The sequence below is a fragment of the Pseudomonas sp. UYIF39 genome, assembly GCF_029963765.1.
In the GTDB taxonomy this organism is placed as follows: Bacteria; Pseudomonadota; Gammaproteobacteria; order Pseudomonadales; family Pseudomonadaceae; genus Aquipseudomonas.
Window position 1 is genome coordinate 120,407 of record NZ_JALBYU010000001.1, and the last position, 18,126, is coordinate 138,532.

22 protein-coding genes are annotated in these 18,126 nt (G+C 59.3%); 15 read left to right on the forward strand and 7 right to left on the reverse strand.

The annotated features are described in order from the left end of the window. Positions 1-18: 18 nt before the first annotated feature. A complete protein-coding gene (locus MO767_RS00610) occupies positions 19-1,596 on the forward strand; it encodes a sensor domain-containing diguanylate cyclase (RefSeq protein WP_282478953.1) in 1,578 nt (525 codons plus the stop codon). A gap of 2 nt (positions 1,597-1,598) precedes the next feature. Here the strand turns inward: MO767_RS00610 and MO767_RS00615 are convergent, their stop codons facing one another. Genes MO767_RS00615 through dapA form a run of 3 tightly spaced genes read right to left on the reverse strand, consistent with a single transcriptional unit; the run spans position 1,599 to position 3,849 of the window. Next, positions 1,599-2,516, reverse strand: coding sequence for a LysR family transcriptional regulator (locus MO767_RS00615; protein WP_282478954.1), 918 nt, complete (start codon positions 2,514-2,516; stop codon positions 1,599-1,601). Between the two features lie 22 nt (positions 2,517-2,538). Further along, positions 2,539-2,913 (reverse strand): DUF2784 domain-containing protein, encoded by a 375-nt coding sequence (locus tag MO767_RS00620; protein WP_282478955.1) that lies wholly within the window; start codon positions 2,911-2,913, stop codon positions 2,539-2,541. Positions 2,914-2,973: 60 nt separating this feature from the next. Continuing rightward, a complete protein-coding gene (gene dapA / locus MO767_RS00625) occupies positions 2,974-3,849 on the reverse strand; it encodes a 4-hydroxy-tetrahydrodipicolinate synthase (RefSeq protein WP_282478956.1) in 876 nt (291 codons plus the stop codon). A 418-nt stretch (positions 3,850-4,267) separates the two neighbouring features. Between dapA and MO767_RS00630 the strand changes: the two genes are divergently transcribed. The 3 genes from MO767_RS00630 to MO767_RS00640 are packed head-to-tail and all read left to right on the forward strand — an operon-like array spanning position 4,268 to position 5,496. Beyond that, on the forward strand, positions 4,268-4,966 hold the full coding sequence (locus MO767_RS00630) for an AzlC family ABC transporter permease (protein WP_282478957.1): 699 nt from the start codon (positions 4,268-4,270) through the stop codon (positions 4,964-4,966). Continuing rightward, the gene (locus tag MO767_RS00635; protein ID WP_165353329.1) at positions 4,966-5,277 is read left to right on the forward strand and encodes an AzlD domain-containing protein; all 312 of its coding nucleotides are present in this window, start codon (positions 4,966-4,968) and stop codon (positions 5,275-5,277) included. Before MO767_RS00630 ends, MO767_RS00635 begins: the two co-directional genes overlap by 1 nt. Positions 5,278-5,337: 60 nt before the next feature. Then, the gene (locus MO767_RS00640) at positions 5,338-5,496 is read left to right on the forward strand and encodes a hypothetical protein (protein WP_170206228.1); all 159 of its coding nucleotides are present in this window, start codon (positions 5,338-5,340) and stop codon (positions 5,494-5,496) included. 58 nt (positions 5,497-5,554) lie between these two features. Here MO767_RS00640 and MO767_RS00645 read toward each other — a convergent pair whose 3' ends face one another. From MO767_RS00645 to MO767_RS00655, 3 genes are all read right to left on the reverse strand, one after another. Then, on the reverse strand, positions 5,555-5,782 hold the full coding sequence (locus tag MO767_RS00645; RefSeq protein WP_140682244.1) for a DUF6555 family protein: 228 nt from the start codon (positions 5,780-5,782) through the stop codon (positions 5,555-5,557). Positions 5,783-5,873: 91 nt separating this feature from the next. After that, positions 5,874-6,143, reverse strand: a complete 270-nt coding sequence (locus MO767_RS00650) for a hypothetical protein (protein ID WP_282478958.1) — start codon at positions 6,141-6,143, stop codon at positions 5,874-5,876. Between the two features lie 261 nt (positions 6,144-6,404). After that, positions 6,405-7,085 (reverse strand): SOS response-associated peptidase, encoded by a 681-nt coding sequence (locus tag MO767_RS00655; protein ID WP_282478959.1) that lies wholly within the window; start codon positions 7,083-7,085, stop codon positions 6,405-6,407. A gap of 265 nt (positions 7,086-7,350) precedes the next feature. Here MO767_RS00655 and MO767_RS00660 point away from each other — a divergent pair, with 265 nt between their 5' ends. From MO767_RS00660 to MO767_RS00670, 3 genes are all read left to right on the forward strand, one after another. Then, positions 7,351-8,298 (forward strand): ABC transporter substrate-binding protein, encoded by a 948-nt coding sequence (locus tag MO767_RS00660; protein WP_282478960.1) that lies wholly within the window; start codon positions 7,351-7,353, stop codon positions 8,296-8,298. A 99-nt stretch (positions 8,299-8,397) separates the two neighbouring features. Beyond that, a complete protein-coding gene (locus tag MO767_RS00665) occupies positions 8,398-9,297 on the forward strand; it encodes a polysaccharide deacetylase family protein (protein ID WP_282478961.1) in 900 nt (299 codons plus the stop codon). Between the two features lie 119 nt (positions 9,298-9,416). After that, the gene (locus MO767_RS00670; RefSeq protein WP_282478962.1) at positions 9,417-9,659 is read left to right on the forward strand and encodes a DUF1652 domain-containing protein; all 243 of its coding nucleotides are present in this window, start codon (positions 9,417-9,419) and stop codon (positions 9,657-9,659) included. Here the strand turns inward: MO767_RS00670 and MO767_RS00675 are convergent. Continuing rightward, a complete protein-coding gene (locus tag MO767_RS00675) occupies positions 9,656-10,540 on the reverse strand; it encodes a LysR family transcriptional regulator (protein ID WP_008154539.1) in 885 nt (294 codons plus the stop codon). The genes MO767_RS00670 and MO767_RS00675 overlap by 4 nt on opposite strands. A gap of 127 nt (positions 10,541-10,667) precedes the next feature. Here MO767_RS00675 and MO767_RS00680 point away from each other — a divergent pair, with 127 nt between their 5' ends. The 8 genes from MO767_RS00680 to MO767_RS00715 all read left to right on the forward strand — a co-directional run bounded on the left by MO767_RS00680 (position 10,668) and on the right by MO767_RS00715 (position 18,124). Next, positions 10,668-11,816 carry a muconate cycloisomerase family protein gene (locus tag MO767_RS00680; protein WP_282478963.1) on the forward strand — a complete coding sequence of 383 codons (1,149 nt, stop codon included), beginning with the start codon at positions 10,668-10,670 and terminating at the stop codon, positions 11,814-11,816. Between the two features lie 10 nt (positions 11,817-11,826). Beyond that, positions 11,827-12,117: a muconolactone Delta-isomerase gene (catC, locus tag MO767_RS00685; protein WP_282478964.1), complete on the forward strand. Its 291-nt coding sequence runs from the start codon at positions 11,827-11,829 to the stop codon at positions 12,115-12,117. A 55-nt stretch (positions 12,118-12,172) separates the two neighbouring features. Further along, the gene (catA, locus tag MO767_RS00690) at positions 12,173-13,102 is read left to right on the forward strand and encodes a catechol 1,2-dioxygenase (RefSeq protein ID WP_282478965.1); all 930 of its coding nucleotides are present in this window, start codon (positions 12,173-12,175) and stop codon (positions 13,100-13,102) included. A gap of 109 nt (positions 13,103-13,211) precedes the next feature. Continuing rightward, positions 13,212-14,171: an AraC family transcriptional regulator gene (locus MO767_RS00695; protein ID WP_046053499.1), complete on the forward strand. Its 960-nt coding sequence runs from the start codon at positions 13,212-13,214 to the stop codon at positions 14,169-14,171. Positions 14,172-14,452: 281 nt separating this feature from the next. After that, a complete protein-coding gene (benA, locus tag MO767_RS00700; RefSeq protein WP_282478966.1) occupies positions 14,453-15,817 on the forward strand; it encodes a benzoate 1,2-dioxygenase large subunit in 1,365 nt (454 codons plus the stop codon). Next, positions 15,814-16,302 (forward strand): benzoate 1,2-dioxygenase small subunit, encoded by a 489-nt coding sequence (gene benB / locus MO767_RS00705; protein WP_282478967.1) that lies wholly within the window; start codon positions 15,814-15,816, stop codon positions 16,300-16,302. The genes benA and benB overlap by 4 nt, the downstream gene beginning before the upstream one ends. Before the next feature lie 10 nt (positions 16,303-16,312). Beyond that, positions 16,313-17,326 carry a benzoate 1,2-dioxygenase electron transfer component BenC gene (gene benC / locus MO767_RS00710; RefSeq protein ID WP_282478968.1) on the forward strand — a complete coding sequence of 338 codons (1,014 nt, stop codon included), beginning with the start codon at positions 16,313-16,315 and terminating at the stop codon, positions 17,324-17,326. A 24-nt stretch (positions 17,327-17,350) separates the two neighbouring features. Further along, positions 17,351-18,124, forward strand: a complete 774-nt coding sequence (locus MO767_RS00715) for a 1,6-dihydroxycyclohexa-2,4-diene-1-carboxylate dehydrogenase (protein ID WP_282478969.1) — start codon at positions 17,351-17,353, stop codon at positions 18,122-18,124. The last annotated feature ends 2 nt before the right edge of the window (positions 18,125-18,126 follow it).

Consider the following 18,126-nt stretch of genomic DNA (forward strand, 5'->3'; position numbering starts at 1 on the left):
CAGCATTCAGGGAGCGTCATGGGTCATCCGTCCGTTAACAATCGAATAGAACAATCCCGTCACGGCGTGCCTTGGGTCGCCGAGCAAGCCGGGGCCACACTCAAGGTTCGCTCTGCGGTGATTCTGCTGGTCGCGGTGTGCCTGTGCATGACGGCTATCGTGATTTGGGAAGCCTGGAACTCGCGTCAATACCATCTGCACGACAAAGAAGTGGCGATGTCCAACCTTGCCCAGACCCTGGCCTCGCAAGCACAGGCGTCGATCAAGCAAGCCGATACGCTGCTGTTTACCCTGGTGGATCGCCTCGAAAACGACGGTATCGACCAGGCCCGAGGAGCCCGTTTGGAGCGTTTGCTCGGTGCCCAGCGCAGTGAACTGAGTCAGATCCATGGCTTGTTTATCTATGACGAAGATGGGCGCTGGGTTGCCAATTCCAACGGCGCCGTCCTGCCCAATGCCAACAATTCCGACCGCGAATATTTCATTTTCCATCGTGATCATCCCGATCGTGGGCCTCACATTGGCCCGTCGATCAAGAGCCGTTCGAGCGGTGAATGGGTCATGACGGTTTCCCGCCGGATCAATCATCCGGATGGCAGCTTTGCCGGCGTGGCGCTGGCAACGATTTATCTCAGCCATTTCCTCGGGCTTTACGACAGCATCGACATGGGCCGTAACGGCGTGATCAATCTGATCGCCGACGACGCCACCATCGTCGTTCGCCGACCGTTCAAAGAAACTGAAGTCGGCATCAGTGTTGCCAAGGGGCCGCTGTTCACGCAACTGTTGCCCAAGGGCAATTCAGGCACGGCAACGGTTACGTCCTATGTGGATGGGGTCGAGCGTGTGGTCGGTTTTCGCAGGGTCGACGGTTATCCGCTGATCATCTTTGCGGCGCTGAATAAAGATGAAGTCCTGGCAGCCTGGCGTAAGGAGGTACTGCTGAGTGCCGGGATCGTCTCGTTATTCCTGGGGTTTCTGGGCGTCCTCGGTTATCGCCTCATTCGCCTGATGAAGCAGCAGAATCATGTGCAGAGCGTGTTGCTGGATGCCCAGGAAAAGCTGATTGAGGTCAACCGCAGTCTAGAGTTGCTGGCGCTAGAGGACGCACTGACCGGACTGTCCAACCGGCGTCAGTTCGATCTGTTCATCCTCGCTGAAATGGGCCGCGCCAGGCGCAACCAGACCCACCTCGCGCTGCTGATGATCGATGTCGATCACTTCAAGAGCTTCAACGATCTTTACGGCCATGTGGCCGGCGATGAGTGTTTACGCAACATCAGCACGATCATCAGGGACAACATCAAGCGTCCCGGCGACCTGACTGCGCGCTATGGCGGCGAAGAGTTTGCGGTGGTACTGCCCGGCACCGACTATGTGGGGGCGTTTCTGGTGGCGGAAAAAATCCGCCGTGCGGTTCAGCAGGCCGGCATCCAGCACAGTCAAGGGGCTGAAGGCACGGTGACGGTTAGCCTGGGCGTCGCCGCTTACAATCCGGCGTCACAAGCCCAGCCCAGCGACCTGGTGGGGGCCGCCGACAAGGCGCTCTACGTGGCCAAGGCCAGCGGTCGGAACATGAGCGTCATTGCCAACTGAATTCAAACAAACCGGTCACTGCCCTGAACCAGTTTGGTGGACAGGTACGATTGCTTGAGTTTTTCCAGCCACCAGCCCAGGGCGCGTCCGTCATGATCGCCACGCCAGCCGGCATACAAAATGTTCGGCTCGCGCGGATCGGCCATCTGTTTTTCAACCAGCGTGCCGTTTTTCAGTAACGAGCCGACCCGATGCTTTGGTAACCAACCCACGCCCAACCCGTCACACTGGGCGAGGATCTTGGCACGCATGGTCGGCACGGCGAGCACTGGTTGGCCGCCGGAGACGCCGTAAGTGCTGCCCTCGGTAACCCTGGACGAATCGGCCACGACAATCGCCCGGTGCTGCGCAACCATGGCGCGTGAAATCGGCTCCTGGGCCTTGGCCAGCGGGTGCCTGGGCGACACCGCGAACACCCATTCCATTTCCCCCAGTTGCATCCAGCGCAAAGTGGGGATGGCTGGTGGTTCGTTGGTGGCGCCGATGATCAAGTCCGCGCGGCCTTCACGCAGGGCTTCCCAAACACCTTTGAGGACTTCCTGAGTGATGCGCAACGGCACGCCGGACTCCAGCGCATCGAACTCGTGAATCACCGGGATCAACGCTTCGAATTCGAGCAACTCATCGGTGACGATCCATAGCCGGCTCTCCCAGCCATTGGCCACTTGCTGCACTCGTTGGGTCAGCCGCGAGACGTCTTGCATCAGTCGCGCCGCCTCGTTCACCAGCAACTCACCCGCCGGGGTCAGCTGCAAGCGGTAGCGACGACGGTCGAACAGCAAGGCGTCAAAGCGTTCCTCCAGTTGCCGCGCCGCGTAGGACACCGTCGAGGGCGCCTTGCCCAAGTGGGCCGCGGCCCGGGAGAGGCTGCCGGTTTCCCGGATGGCTTCCAGCAAGGTGAGATCTTCAATCGACAACATGGGCGCAATCCTCGAATCGGCTTCAGGTTGCCCGACGTAACTTCCACAACCTGATCAACCGAAGGTAGACCAGCACGTTAATCGCCAGCACCACGCTGCCCAGTCCCAGCTGAATTGCCGGTGTCAGGCCCGCCGGATAGATGACCGGCCACACATAATGTTCGATGAAACCGCCGCTATAACCGGTTTGCCCGGCCGCGTCGCGCATGAGGTTTTCCCACTGCGTCAGCGGGCAGGTCAGGTGGAAGACTTCCACCGACACGCCCCACGCAGCCGCGGGCAGGTGCCACCAGATCAGGGGGCGCCATTTGAGCACCAGCAGCCCGCCGAACAGCACGAACAGAATGAACAAAAGGTGAAACAGCACCAGCCCGTCGGCGGCGATTCGGTACAGCATGTCGACTCCCTGACGCGTTATGCGAATCGCTCCATGGTACTCGGGCTGGTTGCTGGCGCTCTATTGATTGTTGCTGTTCAACGCCGCCAGCACTTCCTTCAGACGCACCGCCGTGGTTTCGCTGCTGCGTTGCATCGGCGCGCGCAGTTCGTCGTCGATCAAGCCTTCAATGGCCAGGGCGGTTTTCACCGGGGCGGGGTTGGGTTCGATGAACAGGCTGTGAATCAGCGGCAGCAGCTGGAAGAATGTCGCTCGACCAGCCGCTAACCGGTTGTCGCGGATCTGTTGATACAGCGCCACGAACAGCTCTGGATGAACATGCGCCGAAGCGGCAATGGCGCCTTTGGCGCCCAGACACAAGGCGCTGAAGATCTGGTTATCTTCGCCGCACAGCACGTCGACCTTGCCACTGCCTAGCAGGGCCAGGGTGTTGGCCTGATTGCCACCGCAATCCTTGATCGCGACGATTCGCTCATGGGCGACGATGTTGAGCAGGGTTGCCTGCTCGAACGCCACGCCGGTGCGGTAAGGAATGTCGTAAAGAATGAGCGGAACGCTGGAGGCATCGGCGACGGTTTTGAAAAACGCTTCGAGGCCCGCTTGGGAAGGGCGGATGTAATACGGCGGCGGTACCAGTAAACCGGCCAGTGGACGCTTCAGGATCTCGCTCTGTAATTGCAGCAGCTCGGTCATATTGTTGCCGGCCAGGCCCATGACCACCCGTTCCGCCGGCACCTGCGCCAGCACCGCATCGAGTACCGCCAGTTGCTCGAGTTTGCTCAGTGCCGCCGCTTCCGCCGTGGTGCCGCAGACCACAACGCCATCGACGCCTTTTTCCAGCAGATGACTGACCAGCCGACGCAAGCCGACGAAATCGATCGCACCGTTGCGAAACGGCGTAACGAGGGGAACCCAAATACCTTGAAACGATGACATGCACTGACTCCTGAAGGTTGACCGATTTCGTCACCGTCAGAAGCGTAGAAGGCAGTAAGCAAGGGGAGGGTATCCGTCGCGCTCAATGTCCTGTCAGCTCATCTGACGGGACAGCGCGCCCCGGTCACATGAGCGACTGTTTCTTCGATTTGAGGGCGTGCGCAACGCAACCTTGCGCCTTGGCATTCAAGCCAATGACGACAGTGTTGAGGTTGAAGGTTGCGGACATACTTGCTTACACCCTGAATGAGGCGCTCAGTTTTAAAAGCCGGCGCGGTTTTTGTCAATCGCGAAAATCAGCGAGCTCCGCACGCATCCTGCCGTTGTGCCTGGCCGCGGACCAAGTGCGCAAGATTGTTCAAGCCTTCGGCCATGACTGCTGGCACAGTCTGAAGTCTTTCCCTGGTTGTAGAGCGTTATGTCCAATTCACTCATGCCGCGCAGTGCCTTTCTTCGCGGCGCTGCGGCGATCATGCCGTTGTCCCTGGCCACCGCGCCTTGGGGCCTGCTGGCCGGCTCCATGGCCATCGAGGCCAATCTCACGCCCCTGCAAGGCCAGGGTTTGTCGAGCATCGTATTCGCCGGTGCCGCGCAACTGGTGGCGATCGGCATGCTCAAGGGCGGTGCCGGGATCTTTTCGATTCTGCTGACCACGCTGCTGCTGACCTCCCAGCATTTGCTCTACGGGATGAGCCTGCGTTCGGTGATTTCGCCGTTGCCGGGGCGCTGGCGTCTGGGGTTGGGCTTTTTGCTCACCGACGAGCTGTTCGCCCTGATCAGTGCGCATGACAAACAACAGTTCAACCGCTGGTACGCGTTGGGTGTCGGCCTGACGTTTTACATCGCCTGGAACCTCTTCACGCTGGCCGGCATCGTGCTGGGCAGCAGCATTCCGGGGCTGGAACATCTGGGGTTGGATTTCTCCATCGCGGCGACTTTTATCGCCCTGATCACCCCGGTGGTGCGAAACGTGCCGACCGTGGTGTGCGTGGCGGTGTCGCTGTTCTGCTCGGTGCTGTTCAGCTACTGGCAATGGGGCTCGGCGCTGGTGCTGTCGGGGTTGGCGGGCATGACCGCAGGTTTTATCTGCAACAAATTCTACGGTGAACGCACATGATGGTTTGGGCAGTGATTTTCGGCATGGGGCTATTGGTGTTCCTCAACCGCTATGTGTTTCTGGAGCCGCGGTTGCCCGTGCGCTTGAGCAGCAATGCGCGGCAGTTCCTGGGTTTTGCGGTGCCGGGCATGCTGACGGCGATCTGTGGGCCGATCGTGTTCATGCCGGACAAGCAGCTGAATCTGCAGTGGGATAACCCGTACCTGATCAGTTCGCTGGTGGCGGTGGGGCTGGTGCTTTACACCCGTAATACCTTGCTCAGCATGTTGTTGAGCATGGGGTTCTTCTTTTTGCTGCGTTGGTGGCTCTAAGTCGTTCCCGTCGAAATTGTTCTACGCTTAAAGGAGATCCCTTCAGGAAGAGAGGTGTGCATGGCTAATGATCCAAAGCGTCCGGACCCGGATGAAGAGGTAGATGAACCCACGGAAGAGGAGATCGAGCGGCAGAAGCATGAGATACCGGACTGGAAACACCCCGATGACGGCAAAAGCCTGTCAGACCGCGATGTAGAGATTCCGTTGAAGCCCTGACAGCACATACAAAAAGCCCCGCTATTAAAGCGGGGCTTTTCATTGGGCGATTATTAAATCAGATCGCTTCATTCCAGCGAATGTGCGTAATGCCCAATTGCTGCGCTTTGGTACGCGCGGTTTCGAGGTTGGCGTGTGCGGCGATTTGACGACCGGAGTCGGGATAAGCATGGGCGGAAGCCGAATGTATCGCATCGACATCGGAAAACTGTTCAGCCAGTTTGAAAAAGTGCTGACGAACGCCGTCGAACATATAGTGCACGGCATAGGGGACGAGTTTGCTCATATATTCCTCCTCGGGCCGAAGCTCAGTTATTGAGAGTGGTTCGAGGTCGGGTTCGTTCAGTTCTTTGACTGAATGAACCCGGTCCATCAACTCAAACGTCTTCCAGCAGGAAATCGGGGTGGGAGGCCCTAAAACCAAGGGTTTTGTCAATCCAGGCGTTCAGCTCGTTGACCATGATCGGAGGTTTGCCCGGATAGTTTTCCAGGGTTGCATGAAGAAGATTGCTGATAATTGGGGTTGAACCCAGGTTGCGGGTCTGTATGTATTGCCCGATAAAACAGTCGAGGGGGTAATGTTCTGTCTTCGAAAGATAAACATGCACCGGGACACCGACTTGATTAATTACAAAATCGTCGCGCAATTTAATACTCGGAAAGGATTGTTGTAGGTATTTCCTTGGGTTATTGACTCTTCAGTCAATAGGAGGGTGCCGAGGAAAACGCGGCGCGCATGCTATCCATAGTTATTCGAAATGTATTGAGGTGTCAGACAGGCGGTTGTCAGATTAAATCGCAAATAACGCAAAGTGGTTCTTGGATGAATCAACATGTCTAACGATCAAATACTCAATATGTATCTGTAACTGTTACTTATTTCCGTATTCATGTTGGTATTGATGCGTTTATGGGATTTCATCAATCAGGGCAGCGCCTTGATTTCTTGAATTGCCCACCGCCTTGCCCACCTTGTACCACTCGAAAACCTCGCTGACTTCACCTTGCAACAGCGCCATTTGCTCAGCGCGTTCCTTGGGAGTGGCCGGGTCAAGCCATTCCCGCGCCAGCGACGCCGACAACACCACTGGGCGCCGGTCATGAATGTCGAGCATGCCGCCCGCACTGTCGGCGGTGATGATCACAAAACCATCGTCGGCCCGCGGTTCGCCACCCGGGCCGGGAAACTGTCCGATCGCCGCGCATAAAATTGGCGCCCGGTCCCGTCGGCGGATGAGCCACGGTTGCCTCGTCGAATCCCCGGCGTCGACCCATTCGAACCAGTTGTCGATCGGCACAATCGTGCGGTGCGGCCAGATCGCCCGGAAGAACGGGCCGTGGGCGACTTTTTCGACCCGCGCATTGATCGGAGCCGCACGATCTTTCGCCCAGTGCGGCCGCCATCCCCAGCGCTGAAAATCGGCGTGCAGGCCGCTGCTCTCCAGATGCAGGAGGGCGAGTTGCGTGGTGGGCGCAGCGTTGTAGCGGGCCAGCGGTTCATCACCGACGTGGTTGATCAACGCGTCGGGGATGCTCAGCGCCGCCACGAAATCGTGAATGCCACGGTACTGCGACAGGCGTCCGCACATAGGCTGATTCTCTGATTGAAGAGCTCTGATTGAAGAGCGCTGGCTGGAGATTTCAGCTTAGTTGCTCAGATCACATGGGCGCGCTGCAACTCGGTCAACGCTTTGTGCAGGGGCAGAGAAATGTTCAAGGGAAAACAGTCTGTTTAGTCGCTGTTGCTGGGCAAACACTGTGCGCGGCTGGTCATTAGCTTATGCATTAATCGAATTTTAAAAGCTTCTTGTAAGAGCGTTATGGTCTATCGCAATAACCCTCAAGGAGCCCCCGATGAACCTGTCCCGATTCGTGCGCAGTCTGCTGACCAGCGCACTGTTCGCCGCACCACTGGCTTACGCCGCCGAGCCCGTCGTCCTGCACGTCGGTGATCAGAACTACTACAACATTCGCGCTTCGGTGGAGGCCTCGGGCGTACTGAAAGACGCGCCATATACCGTCGACTGGAAGCACTTCCAGGCCGCCGCGCCACTGGCCGAAGCGCTGAACACCGGCGCGCTGGATCTGGGTTTTCTCGGCGATTCGGGTTTTCTGTTCCTCGCCGCCAAGCAGGCGCCGGTGAAGCTGATCGGTGTGTCGCGGCAGAACCCCGACACCATCGCCTTGCTGGTGCCCAAGGATTCACCGGTCAAAACCATCGCCGATCTGAAGGGTAAGAAAGTCGCTTACTGGCCCGGTGCCTGGAGCCAGCAACTGACCCTGCGCGCCCTGGAAAAAGCCGACCTGCCGGAAGACTACGTCGACTTCATCAAACTGATGCCGATCGATGCCGCCGCTGCGTTGCCGCAGGGCAGTATCGACGCGTTCCCGGTCTGGGAACCTTACATCTCCCAGCAAATTCTGTTCTCCGGCGCCCGGCCGATCCTCACCGCCAAGAACCTGATGCCCGGCCTAAGCGCCATCGCCGCCTCGACACCGTCTATCGACAGCAAACGCGAAGCCATTGCCGACTTTCTGGTGCGTCTGAAAAAGGCTCGGGCCTGGGTCGACAGCCACACCGACGAGTACGCCGATCTCTGGGCGAAGAAAGCCAACCTTGACCAGAACGTCTCGCGCCATTGGTTGCGCCAGGCCCACATGACCGTCGGCCCGGTGGATGCGCAGGCAGCAAAGGATCTGCAAAGCACGGCGGACTTCCTGTTCAAGGTAAAAGCGCTATCGGCTGCGCTGGCGACTGCGCCGATTATCGACAGCTCGTTTCAGCAGGCGTTTGCCCAGTAACCCACGATGCCGGGCAGCACCGGAACCAAACACTGTGTACCCTTATCCAACCTCGGCCCGCAGCGACCTGCGGGCCGACGAAGGATAAATGGGCAAAACATGAAACAGCTGTTCAAGATTTTATCTGCACTCATCATCGCCACAGGGCTGGTTGGGTGCATCGCTTCTCCCATCGAAATGACGCCGCAGACCGAACAGCGTCTGAGCGCGCAACCACCGATCCGTTTCCTGCTGACCTTCGACGACGGTCCCAGCGCCTCGAGTTTCTGGAATCCGACGATGACGGTGCTCGACAGTCTGGCGACGAACCCGGTGCAGCCGAACCTCAAAGCGGTGTTCTTCGTGCAGACCCGTGCCTCACGGGCGGGCGGCAGTGAAATAGGGCGCCAGGTCATGCAGCGCGAACAGGCCGAAGGTCAGATCCTGGGCTTTCACACGGCCACGCCCGGGCACACCAATCATCGCTCCCTGGACCCACAGGAACTGGAACAGTCCCTCACCAACGGCAGCGCCGACATCGCCGCGATCACCGGTGCTCCACCGACCCTGGTGCGCCCGCCATTCTGGAACTACGACAAACGCACTTTCGCGGCCTATCAGCAACACGGCATGCATGTGCTGCTGACCGACCTGAGCGCCAATGACGGCAAGATCTGGGGCTTCAACGCCAGTCCCCGGCGGCGGGCTCACTTCTTGCGCACAATGTCCGAAGTGCGCGAGCGCATCGCCCTTGGCGAGTTGCCGGTGGTGGACGGTGTGATTCCGGTGGTGGTGACCTTCCACGACCTCAATCGCTACACCGCCCGGCATACTCGCGAGTACCTGCAAATCCTGCTCGACAGCGCACAGGCTAGCGGTGTGAAAATCGCCGAAAAGCCGTTTTACGACGACACGGCAGCGCTGCAACGGGCCGCCATGGCGCGCACTGTGCGCGACAGTTCACAGCCGGTTAAATTACCGGGGCTCTGGAATTGGATCTGGGGTGGGGATTCTCACTGAAAGGTCGCCAAAGTGAGAAACAGCTAACACTTATTTTCAGCATTGGCGGGCGCAGGATGGGAAAAGCCCATCTATGCTGAGCAAGTTGGATCCGATTAATGGCCACGGAGGCGCCTGTCATGGTTTCAGTTCCTGAGCTTTGCCGCATTGTTGAATCCGGTTTTCAACCGCTTTCCTGTGCCTGCACGGTGAATCCGGACGGGACGTTACGGATCAAAGTCTACGAACCCGCCAGCGGGCGAATTGATCTGTTGATTACCGGTGTATCGCCCGAACGGCTGACCAGCGTTCGCGATATCTCCAATCTGATTGGCGAGTTGCGCATCGAGATGCGTGCCGGTCGTCGGGCGTTTGCCGGCTAGGCCCGCGGCTGCAGTTCATCAATCATCTGCAAGCAATGATTCAACCCCGGCGATACGTCGCCCACGCGCCTGCTGAGAATAATCGGCGAGGTCGCGTTGTCTTCCAGCAGCGGCGTGAAACCAATGTCGTCGCGGTGCAGCAGTTGCACCGAGGCCGGCACCAGGGTGACGCCGATTCCCGCTCCCACCAGACCGATGGCTGTTTGCAGCTCATTGGTCCATTGCGCCACATGGATGCTCACGCCATAGGATTCGAATAACGCGATGACGTGATCGGCATAGCTGGGCCGCGGGTTGCCGGGGTACAGCACGAACGGTTCTTTCGCCAGTTCGCGAAGACTGATCGGCCCAGCCAGTAATGGGTGACCGGCGGGCAGGGCGGCGACCAGTCGGTCTTCAGTCAAAACAGTCTGGATGATCGCCGGGTCGTCGATGCGGATTCGGCCGAAACCGATATCGATGCGCCCGGCCTTCAGCGCCTGCACTTGCTGCAGCGTGGTCATTTCCGAGAGCCCCAGTTCAAGCTCCAGGGGCTCGCCGCTGCGCAAACGGCGAATCAGTTCCGGCAGCACGCCGTACAGCGTGGACGGCGCGAAACCGATGCCCAGCCAGGTCTTTTCGCCCAGACCGATCCGTCGCGTGTTGTCGCACACCTTGCTCAGTTGCTCGAGCAGGGCGGTGGAGTGCTCATGGAAAAACCGCCCGGCATCGGTCAGCTTCAGCGGCCGCCCGCGTTCCAGCAACAACACCCCGAGTTCATCCTCCAGTTGCTGCATCTGCCGGCTCAGCGGTGGTTGGGCAATGTGCAGAAGTTCGGCGGCACGGGTGAAGTTGAGGGTTTGAGCCAACACCTGAAAATACCGCAGGTGACGCAGTTCCATGGAGCCTCCACATGCAAGTCGGTTGCATACCTTAAAGGTATCAAGTCAGACCAATTCTATATTGGCTTCCCGAAAAAAGCCGTACCAGAATCGGTTCCAGAACTTTAAGAACCTGATGGGTATCGACATGCTTGCAACAGCCATTGAATCGATCGAGACGATCATCGTCGATCTGCCGACCATCCGCCCGCACAAGCTGGCGATGCACACCATGCAGAACCAGACCCTGGTGATCATTCGCGTGCGTTGCGCCGACGGCATCGAAGGCATTGGCGAATCCACCACCATCGGTGGCCTGGCCTACGGCAACGAAAGCCCTGACAGCATCAAGACCAACATCGACAAACACTTCGCGCCGCTATTGCTGGGCCAGGACAGCGCCAACGTGAATGCCGCTATGTTGCGCCTGGAGCGCAGCATCCGTGGCAACACCTTCGCTAAATCGGGTATCGAAACCGCCTTGCTCGACGCTCAGGGCAAACGCCTTGGGCTGCCGGTCAGCGAGTTGCTGGGCGGCCGAGTTCGCGATGCCCTGCCAGTGGCGTGGACCCTGGCCAGTGGCGACACCGACAAGGACATCGCCGAAGCGGAAAAAATGCTCGACCTGCGCCGCCACCGGATCTTCAAACTGAAAATCGGTGCCGGTGAGGTCAACCGGGACCTGGCCCACGTCATTGCGATCAAGAAAGCGCTGGGCGACCGCGCCAGCGTGCGGGTCGATGTCAATCAGGCCTGGGATGAAGCGGTCGCGTTGCGTGCTTGCCGGATCCTGGGAACCAACGGCATCGATCTGATCGAACAGCCGATCTCGCGCAACAACCGCGCCGGCATGACACGCCTGAACGCCATGAGCCCGGCGCCGATCATGGCCGATGAATCCATCGAATGCGTGGAAGATGCGTTCAATCTGGCCCGGGAAGGCGCGGCCTCGGTGTTCGCCCTGAAAATCGCCAAGAACGGCGGCCCACGCGCCGTGCTGCGAACCGCGGCCATCGCCGAAGCGGCCGGTATCGGCCTGTACGGGGGCACCATGCTCGAAGGTGGCATCGGCACCCTGGCCTCGGCCCATGCCTTTGTCACGCTGAACAAACTGGCGTGGGACACCGAGCTGTTCGGACCGCTGCTGCTGACTGAGGACATTCTCAGCGAGCCGCTGGTCTATCGCGACTTTGAGCTGCACGTGCCGAAAACACCGGGGCTGGGCCTGAACCTCGATGAAGAACGTCTGGCGTTCTTCCGTCGTGACAAAACGTCTACTGCCATTCATCAAGCCTGAGGAGAGCATTATGCTGTTCCACGTAAAAATGACCGTAAACCTGCCGGTCGATATGAATCCGCAAGCCGCCGCCAACTTGAAGGCTGACGAAAAAGCCCTGGCCCAGCGACTGCAAGAGCAAGGCAAGTGGCGTCACCTGTGGCGCATCGCTGGGCACTATGCCAATTACAGCGTTTTCGACGTCGACAGCGTGCAGGAACTGCACGACCTGCTCATGCAATTGCCGCTGTTTCCGTACATGGCGATCGAGGTCGACGCGATGTGCCGGCATCCTTCTTCCATTCGCGAAGATGACCGCTGAACCCAGCCTGTTCAGTTCGCTACGCTAATAATTACAAGATGAGGAACCCACCAAAATGAACGTCAAGATTTCCCACACTGCCAGTGTCCAGAAGTTTCTCGAAGAGGCCAGCGGTCTGCTCAATGACGCCGGCGACCCGCGGGTCAAGGCCCTGGTCTACCGCATCCTGCGTGATTCGGTGAACATCATCGAAGACCTGGCCGTAACGCCAGAAGAGTTCTGGAAAGCCGTCAACTACCTCAACGTGCTGGGTGCGCGTCAAGAGGCCGGATTGGTGGTGGCCGGGCTCGGTCTTGAACATTATCTCGACCTGCTGATGGACGCTGAAGATGAACAGGCCGGCAAGGCTGGCGGCACACCGCGGACCATCGAAGGCCCACTGTATGTGGCGGGTGCACCGCTGTCGGAAGGCGAAGCGCGACTGGATGACGGCGTCGATCCGGGTGTGACGCTGTTCATGCAAGGTCGGGTGTTCAACACCGCCGGCGAACCGTTGGCCGGCGCGGTGGTGGATGTTTGGCACGCCAACACCGGCGGCACTTACTCCTATTTCGATACCACTCAATCGGAGTTCAACCTGCGTCGTCGTATCGTCACCGATGCCGAAGGTCGTTATCGCTTGCGCAGCATCGTGCCGTCGGGCTATGGCTGCCCGCCGGACGGTCCGACCCAGCAACTGCTCGATCAACTGGGCCGTCATGGTCAACGGCCGGCGCACATTCACTTCTTCATTTCTGCGCCGGATCATCGTCACCTGACCACCCAGATCAACCTCGATGGCGATCAATACCTGCACGACGATTTCGCCTATGCCACCCGTGACGAGCTGATTGCCAAAATCACCTTCAGCGACGATCAAGCACGTGCGGCGGCCCATGGTGTGAGCGGTCGTTTTGCCGAAATCGACTTCGATTTCACCTTGCAGACCTCCGCGCAACCCGACGAGCAGCAACGCCACGAGCGGGTCCGCGCACTCGAGGACTGATATCCTCGAACAGCGGAACCGGGCCACGAGAAACCGACCGTTTATCTCGTGGCCTTCTGTGTTTCTGGAATGGCCCGACGCAACCTATAACAACAATGAGAGTGACCCGATGATGCAAGCGCAACTGTTGAGTCAGCGCAGCACCGTATTCGACCACGCCGACCCTTACGCGGTGTCGGGCTACGTCAATCAGCATGTCGGTAACCATTGCATTCTGATGCCCCGGGCCGGGCGACCGCTGGCCAGCCTCAATCACCGCAAGTTTGCCAGCCTCGACCTGTGCCGCATCAGCTATGGCGGCAGCGTACGGGTCACCTCCGGTGCGCTGGAAAGCATCTATCACCTGCAAGTGCTGCTGCGCGGCAACTGCCTGTGGCGCGGTCACGGCCAGGAACACTACTTTGCGCCCGGCGAGTTGCTGCTGATCAATCCCGATGATCCGGTGGACCTGACGTATTCCGACGATTGCGAAAAATTCATCCTCAAAGTTCCCACCCCGTTGCTGGAATCCGTGTGCGATGAACAGCGCTGGCGCTATCCGGGGCAGGGCGTGAGGTTTCTGGAGAACCGCTATCAGCTCGATGAGCTGGAAGGCTTTGTCGGTCTACTGGCGATGATTTGCCAGGAAGCCGAGGCCACCGAGCAGATTCCCAAGGTGCAGGAGCACTACGCGCAGATCATCGTCAGCAAGATGCTCAGCCTGATGAAGACCAACGTCAGCCGGGTCAGTCTCGGCTCGCAGACGGCTACATTCGAGGTGATTGCCGACTACATCGCGGGCCATCTCAAACAGGACATCGACAGCGAAGAACTGGCGCGCCAGGCGCGGATGAGTCTGCGGTCGTTGTATGGATTGTTCGAACGCAACGCCGGCACCACGCCGAAAAACTACATCCGGCAAAAACGCCTTGAGCGCATCAACGCCTGCCTGAGCGACCCGACCTGCAACGTGCGCAACGTCACGGAAGTGGCCATGGATTACGGCTTCCTGCATCTGGGCCGGTTCTCCGACAGCTACCGCAAGCAGTTCGGCGAACTGCCGTCCGACACCCTCAAACGCCGCCACTGAAATCCCGCAAAGCACCTGTAGCAGCTGCCGAGCCCGCGAGGCTGCGTTCGAGTGCGCAGCGCTCGCAAAATGGCTCGCAGGGTATGTCAGGCAGACCGAATTGTTCCTTAGCGAGCGCTTCGCACTCGAACGCAGCCTCGCAGGCTCGACAGCTGCTACGTGTGCGTGCGTATTAAGCTGATTGCACTAAACGGATAAAGGTCTGCACCCAGCGGATAGTCCGCCACTTCCCCCCGTCCTAGCATGGCCCTGCCTGAATAAAAACAATGGAGGCGGCGGCCATGACCCTGCGACCCGAATACCTTCACTCCCTGCTCGAAGATGACAAAGAACAGGGCATCTATCGCTGTAAGCGCGAGATGTTCACCGACCCTCGGCTGTTCGATCTCGAGATGCAGCACATCTTCGAAGGCAACTGGCTGTACCTGGCCCACGAAAGCCAGATCCCCAACAAAAACGACTTCTACACCACCACCATGGGGCGCCAGTCGATCTTCATCGCGCGCAACAAGGACGGTGAGCTCAATGCGTTCCTCAATGCCTGCAGCCATCGTGGCGCGACGCTGTGCCGGCACAAGTCTGGCAACAAGAACTCGTACACCTGCCCCTTCCACGGCTGGACCTTCAACAACTCCGGCAAGCTGCTCAAGGTCAAGGATCCGGCCGAAGCGGGCTACCCGGCGAGCTTCAACTGCGAAGGCTCCCATGACCTGACCAAGGTTGCGCGTTTCGAGTCCTATCGCGGCTTCCTGTTTGGCAGCCTCAAGGCTGATGTCGTGCCGTTGGTTGAACACCTGGGCGAGTCGGCAAAGATCATCGACATGATCGTCGACCAGTCCACCGATGGCCTGGAAGTGCTGCGCGGTTCCTCGAGCTACATCTACGAAGGCAACTGGAAACTCACCGCCGAAAACGGCGCCGACGGCTATCACGTCAGCTCCGTGCACTGGAACTACGCGGCCACCCAGAACCAGCGCAAGCAGCGCGAGGCCGGTGATTGCAACCCAACCATGAGTGCCGGCAGTTGGGCCAAGCAGGGCGGTGGCTTCTACTCCTTCGACAAGGGCCACATGCTGCTCTGGACCCGTTGGGCCAACCCTGAAGATCGCCCGTTGTACGAGCGTCGCGATGAACTGGCTCAGGACTTCGGCAAGGCCCGTGCCGACTGGATGATCGAAAACTCGCGCAACCTGTGCCTGTACCCGAACGTGTACCTGATGGACCAGTTCAGCTCGCAGATCCGTATCGCCCGGCCGATCTCGGTCGACCGCACGGAAATCACCATTTACTGCATCGCCCCCAAAGGCGAAAGCGACCACGCCCGTTCGAGCCGGATTCGTCAGTACGAAGACTTCTTCAACGTCAGCGGCATGGCCACCCCGGACGACCTGGAAGAGTTTCGCTCCTGCCAGACCAGTTATCAGGGCAGCGTGACCGCCTGGAACGACATGTCCCGTGGCGCCGAACACTGGATCGAAGGCGCCGATGAGGCGGCCAAGGAAATCGACCTGCATCCGCTGCTCAGCGGTGTGCGCACCGAAGACGAAGGTCTGTTCGTGCTGCAACACAAGTATTGGCAGCAGACCATGCTCAAGGCTCTGGCCGCCGAGCAGTCCGACCTGATTCCTGTGGAGGCCGTGCAATGACCATCACCTATGACGCCGTACGCGATTTTCTCTACCGCGAAGCGCGCTACCTCGATGACCGGCAATGGGACGAATGGCTGGAGTTGTACGCCCCGGATGCAACGTTCTGGATGCCGTCCTGGGACGACAACGACGAGTTGACCGAAGACCCGCAGCGGGAAATCTCGCTGATCTGGTACGGCAACCGCACCGGTCTGGAAGACCGCGTTTTCCGCATCAAGACCGAACGTTCCAGCGCGAGCATTCCGGACACCCGCACCTCGCACAACATCAGCAACATCGAGCTGCTCGAACAGGCCGACGGCTTCTGCAAGGTGCGCTTCAACTGGCACACCCTGAGCTTTCGCTACAAGACCGTCGACAGCTATTTCGGCAGCAGTTTCTACACCCTCGATGTGCGCGGTGAAAACCCGCTGATCAAGGCCAAGAAAGTGATCCTGAAGAACGATTTCGTTCGCCAGGTCATCGATGTCTACCACCTGTGAGGCAGCGGTCATGACTCATTCCATCGCATTCAATTTCGAAGACGGCGTCACCCGATTCATCGACGCCAATGTCGGCGAAACCGTGGCCGATGCCGCGTATCGCCAGGGCATCAATATTCCACTGGATTGCCGCGACGGCGCTTGCGGTACCTGCAAATGCTTCGCCGAGGCCGGCCGTTATGATTTGGGCGAGGAGTACATCGAAGACGCGCTCAGCGCGGAAGAGGCCGAGCAAGGTTTCGTCCTGACCTGCCAGATGCGCGCCCAGAGCGATTGCGTGGTGCGCGTGCCGACCTCATCCGAAGTGTGCCGCACCCGTCAGGCCAGCTATGACGCGACCATCAGTGCCGTGCGCCAGTTGTCCGACAGCACCATCGCGCTGTCGATCAAGGGCGAAGCCCTGAGCAAACTGGCGTTCCTGCCGGGGCAATACGTTAACCTCGGGATTCCCGGCAGCGAGCAGACCCGCGCCTATTCGTTCAGCTCGTTGCAGCGCGACGGCGAAGTCAGTTTTCTGATCCGCAACGTGCCCGGCGGCTTGATGAGCAGCTTCCTTACCGGCATGGCCAAGGCGGGCGACAGCATGAGCCTGGCCGGGCCGTTGGGCAGCTTCTACCTGCGCGATATCCGCCGTCCGTTGTTGCTGCTGGCCGGCGGTACGGGGCTGGCACCGTTCACCGCGATGCTGGAAAAAATCGCCGAACAGGGCAGTGAGCATCCGCTGCATTTGATCTATGGCGTGACCAACGATTTCGATCTGGTGGAACTCGATCGACTCGAAGCCTTCGCCGCGCGAATCCCTAACTTCAGCTTCAGTGCCTGCGTCGCCAACCCGGACAGTCAGCACCCGCTCAAGGGCTACGTGACCCAACACATCGAGCCGCAGCATTTGAACGAAGGCGACGTTGATGTCTACCTGTGCGGCCCGCCGCCGATGGTCGAGGCGGTCAGCCAGTTCATCCGTGAAAAAGGCATCGCGCCGACAAACTTTTACTACGAGAAATTTGCCGCCAGCGCGGCCTGAGCCGTGCTGTTGTGGGAGAGAGACATGAACAGATTCCACGAAAAAGTCGCGCTGATCACCGGCGCTGCCCAAGGCATCGGTCGGCGCGTTGCCGAGCGCATGGCGGCGGAAGGTGCGCGGTTGATTCTGGTCGATCGCTCCGAGCTGGTGTTCGAGGTTCAGCAGCAATTGGGACAAGGCAGTCAGGTGCTGGCGCTGACCGCCGATCTTGAGCAATACAGCGAATGCAGCCGCGTCATGCAAACCGCCGTCGAGCGTTTCGGGCGTCTGGATGTGCTGGTCAATAATGTGGGCGGGACGATCTGGACCAAGCCTTTTGAGCATTACGAAGCGTCGCAGATCGAGGCCGAAGTGCGCCGCTCGCTGTTCCCGACGCTGTGGTGCTGTCATGCCGCGCTGCCGTTCATGCTTGAACAGGGGAGTGGCGCTATCGTCAACGTTTCGTCCATCGCCACGCGCAGTGTCAATCGCGTGCCGTACGGTGCGGCGAAGGGTGGGGTCAACGCATTGACCGCTTGCCTGGCCTTCGAAACCGCCGGTCGCGGGATTCGGGTCAATGCCACCGCGCCCGGTGGCACCGAAGCGCCGCCGCGGGTCATTCCGCGCAACAGCGCCGATCAGAGCGCGCAAGAGAAGGTCTGGTATCAGCAGATTGTCGACCAGACCCTCGACAGCAGTTTGATGAAGCGCTATGGCACGCTGGATGAACAGGCAAGCGCTATTCTGTTTCTGGCCAGCGACGAAGCGTCCTATATCACCGGCATGATCATGCCGGTCGGTGGCGGCGACCAGGGCTGAGC